The sequence below is a fragment of the Intrasporangium sp. genome, assembly GCF_036566125.1.
Classification (GTDB): Bacteria; Actinomycetota; Actinomycetes; order Actinomycetales; family Dermatophilaceae; genus Intrasporangium.
Genome location: NZ_DATCWX010000052.1, coordinates 1 through 3537, shown reverse-complemented (window position 1 = coordinate 3537; position 3537 = coordinate 1). Strand labels below are relative to the sequence as shown.

General features: G+C 68.5%; 6 protein-coding genes. 5 read left to right on the top strand and 1 reads right to left on the bottom strand.

Features of this window, described 5'->3' with window-relative positions; translation table 11 throughout:
* Positions 1–942 (top strand): ATP-binding protein (locus VIR15_RS03125; RefSeq protein ID WP_331926013.1); only part of this gene is annotated, 942 nt, incomplete at its 5' end.
* Between the two features lie 28 nt (positions 943–970).
* A complete protein-coding gene (locus VIR15_RS03120) occupies positions 971–1444 on the top strand; it encodes a DUF6069 family protein (protein ID WP_331926012.1) in 474 nt (157 codons plus the stop codon).
* A 24-nt stretch (positions 1445–1468) separates the two neighbouring features.
* Here the strand turns inward: VIR15_RS03120 and VIR15_RS03115 are convergent, their stop codons facing one another.
* Complete coding sequence (locus VIR15_RS03115) at positions 1469–1888, bottom strand: DUF6325 family protein (RefSeq protein ID WP_331926011.1); 420 nt, start codon at positions 1886–1888, stop codon at positions 1469–1471.
* A 175-nt stretch (positions 1889–2063) separates the two neighbouring features.
* Here VIR15_RS03115 and VIR15_RS03110 point away from each other — a divergent pair, with 175 nt between their 5' ends.
* The 3 genes from VIR15_RS03110 to VIR15_RS03100 all read left to right on the top strand — a co-directional run.
* Positions 2064–2507, top strand: coding sequence for a hypothetical protein (locus VIR15_RS03110; RefSeq protein ID WP_331926010.1), 444 nt, complete (start codon positions 2064–2066; stop codon positions 2505–2507).
* 70 nt (positions 2508–2577) lie between these two features.
* Positions 2578–3123 (top strand): NADPH-dependent FMN reductase, encoded by a 546-nt coding sequence (locus tag VIR15_RS03105; RefSeq protein ID WP_331926009.1) that lies wholly within the window; start codon positions 2578–2580, stop codon positions 3121–3123.
* Between the two features lie 178 nt (positions 3124–3301).
* A partial coding sequence (locus VIR15_RS03100) for an NYN domain-containing protein (protein ID WP_331926008.1) occupies positions 3302–3537 on the top strand: 236 nt, incomplete at its 3' end.

Genomic DNA, 3537 nt, shown 5'->3' with positions numbered 1-3537 from the left:
GAGCGGATCATCCTGCGGACTCGGTTGCCCGTCGTCGTGTTCGACCCGAACAGCGACTTCGTCAAGCTCAACGCGGTTCGGGACGGCGTGGATCCGGCGGTCGCTGACGCGCTGGCCGACCGGGCTGTCAGGGTGCTCGGTCCCGGAACAGGTCCTGATGCGCTACGGATTCGCTTCCGGGACATGGGGCTACGAGCGAAGGCCGCGATTCTGCGCCTCGATCCCGTGGTGAACCGTGGGGAGTACAACGCGCTGCTCCGGCTGGCCCCGGCGCTTCAGGGCGTCGATGCGGCGGACATCCCGGCACGGATGCGAGAGGTCGGCGGTCTGGACGGCGAAGCGCTGGCACAACGGGTGGAGAACCTCGGCCTGCTCGAATGGCAGACCTGGGCCTACGGTCACGAGGCGGCGACCGATGTCATTGCCGACCGTCCCGCCGCGACGGTCCTCGATCTAGGCGCCTTCCACACCGGTGACGAGCAACTGGTCGTCGCGCTGGCGGTGCTCGAGGACCTTTGGGCGCGACGTGAGGAGCGGCGGCCCGTGTTGCTCGTCATCGACGAGGCACACAACCTGTGCCCGCCGGAGCCGGAGGGGCCGCTCGGCGTTGCGGTCCGCGACCGGATCATCCAGATCGCCGCGGAGGGACGGAAGTTCGGCCTGTGGTTGCTGCTGTCGACCCAGCGTCCATCAAAGGTGCACCGAGGCATCGTGTCGCAGTGCGACAACGTCACCGTCATGCGGATGAACTCGCCCGGGGACCTTGCCGAGCTGGCCGACCTCTTCGGCTTCGTCCCGCGTGCCATGTTGGCCCAGTCAGCTCGATTCAGGCAGGGAGAGGCACTCATCGCCGGAGGGTTCGTGGCGATGCCGAGCATTGTGCGGGTGCGCGATCGCATCACGCCCGAGGGTGGCATCGACGTTCGGGTGCCCATGCCGTGAGGCCGGGCCTGAGACCAGGGAGTGAGCCATGAGTTCAGTTCAACCGTCCTATGGTGGCGCCGAGGGGCGGCCACAGTTCAGCGCCCGGACGTTATGGGCGGGCGGCCTCGCGTCCGCGCTGGTGGCAGCCCTGATCGCCCTCGTGGGGATTCTGATCTTCCGCGGCGTCTTCAACATCCCGGTGCTCGCCCCCGAGCGCGATGGAGCGTGGGGCAACTCCTCGACCGTGGGCTACATGGTTGCCGCAGCCGTCGGCGCTCTGCTGGCCACCGCCCTCGTGCACTTCTTGCTGATCAGCACCCCGCGTGCCCTGCGCTTCTTCTCCTGGATCATCGGCCTGGCCACAGCTGCCGCCGCGATCGCGCCGTTCGCGACAGGTGCGGAGATGTCCAGCAAGGTCGCCACGGGGATCATCAACCTGGTCATCGGTATTGCCATCCTCAGCTTGGTGAGTGCAGTAGCTCGATCGGCCGTCGCACGTGGCGTGACCGAGCCCGGTTAGGGCAAACCCAGGGCTGGGCCGGCCTCACCCGGACTGGTCGAGCGCGCTCAGTGCGGGCTCGGCCATCGCGGGGTTCACGACGCCCTGGTCCACGACGACGCCGCCGGTCTCTGCGAGCGCCGACACGAAGCGGTGCGCCCACGTGTTCTCCCACAGCAGCAGCGCCGCGGCGGAGTCCGGCTCGAGCCGGTCTGCGACCTCGTCCAGGTCCTCGTCGCTGACGAGTCCGCCATACGCGCCCTCGACGTTGCCGTACGCCGCCCACTCCTCGGGCAACCCGTCCACCTCGACCGTCGTGACCTGACCGTCGGCATCCTTGTTGACGAACACCAGGTCGAGCAGGCGGACCGTCCCGCTGTCCACCAGGGCGGCGAGCTCAGTCGCGAGCCGGCCGTGGAAGTCCGGGTGGTCGAAGGCGACCACGACGTAATGAACCGGTCCCATGAGTCTCCTCCTTGCCGTCCCCCAGCGTCCTCTCCGGGTGGACCTTGGCGGATCACCCGTGCGGCATGAGTCGCCCAACCCGGGCCCCACTCAGGCCACGTTCCCCGGAAGCCAGCTCAGCGGCATACGGCCAAATGCTTGTGTCGGCACGGAGGATGTCGGGCACGCTAAGCAGGTGGACGTTGATGAGGCAGTGCAGCGATACGGCAGCGCCAAGCGAGCGGGCGGCCACGAGCCGCGCACGCGGCCCGACGGGCTCGACGACGCCGCGGTCACGGCACTCGGCAAGCTGTCGGAGGCGCTCGAGGTGGTCGAGCACGCGCGAGGGATGCTCTACGGGTTCCACCGGCTGACCGGGCGTGCCGACGCGACGCTCCAGAGGGCAGTCGCACTGCTGCGCGAGGCGGGCCTCGACAGCCAGGCCGACGTCGTCGAGGAGTGCGTTGTCGGGCGCAACGTCCTGCCGGGGATGTGGACGTTCCAGGTGGTCGAGGCCTACGACGACTGCTACTGGAGCGTCTTCCGCGAGGTCGTCGACCGCGTGCGCGAGGAGGCGGGTGACCCGGAGCGGCATCGCTACGAGGCGGAGATGAAGGAGAGGGAGCAGCAGCCGCGGTGAGGTGAGGGGGACCGACGGACTCCGGAGTGGCCTCGGGAATGAATTGGACACACGTCGAGTTAGTTGAATCGTGAATCAGTTGCGTGTCATCGTCTCCAGCACTCGTCCCGGCCGCATCGGCCCCCAGGTCGCCGAGTGGGTCGCCGCCCAGGCGCCCGCCGAAGAATGGGAGGTCCAGCTCCTGGACCTCAGTGACCTGCCGTTCCTCGACGAGGAGGAGCACCCCAAGGCGGGCAAGTACGCGCTGCCGCACACCCAGCGCTGGGCCAGCGAGGTCTTCGAGTCGGACGCGATCGTCGTCGTGACGCCGCAGTACAACCGGAGCTTCCCCGCGCCGATCAAGAACGCCATCGACATGCTCTTCGCCGAGTGGGACGGCAAGCCGATCGCCGTCGTCGGCTACGGCTGGAGCGGGGCGGTCGATGCCGCCGCCGACCTGACCAAGGTGCTGACGCACGTCAAGGCCGACGTCGTCGGCTCCACCGGCCTCGTCTTCACCCAGGACCTCACCCCCGACGGCGAGCTCACCACGACCGACGAGCGCCGTGCCGAGCTCGCCGAGCTGCTCGAGGCGCTGTCCGCGCGTCTCCGCGAGCGCCAGAGCGTCAGCGCCTGACCTTCCCTCGAGTCACAGGCTGCTCCGCGCGCCGGAGCAATCTGTGAGTCGCTTTCTTGTGGCCGTATGCCGCTGAGCTGGGTTCCGCTCGCTCGTGGCCTTGTGGCCCCCTGACCTTCCGTGGACTCGCATGCTGCTCCGCGCGCCGGAGCAGTTGTTGAGGGGGCAGGATGAGGCCATGACGACCGTGCCCAACGGCAACGCCCACCTCGCCGTGCTGATCGACGCCGACAACGCGGACGCCTCGATCATCGAGCCGCTCCTCGCGGAGATCTCGAAGTTCGGCGTCGCGAGCGTCAAGCGGATCTACGGGGACTGGACCACGCCGCAGCTGGGCAGCTGGAAGAGCGTCCTGCTCACCCACTCCATCCAGCCGATCCAGCAGTTCGCCTACACGGCCAGGAAGAACTCCAC

Excerpts from the sequence above, each read along its gene's own strand:
- VIR15_RS03120 (WP_331926012.1), top strand. The coding sequence starts at position 971 with ATGAGTTCAGTTCAACCGTCCTATGGTGGCGCCGAGGGGCGGCCACAG.
- VIR15_RS03115 (WP_331926011.1), bottom strand. The coding sequence starts at position 1,888 with ATGGGACCGGTTCATTACGTCGTGGTCGCCTTCGACCACCCGGACTTC.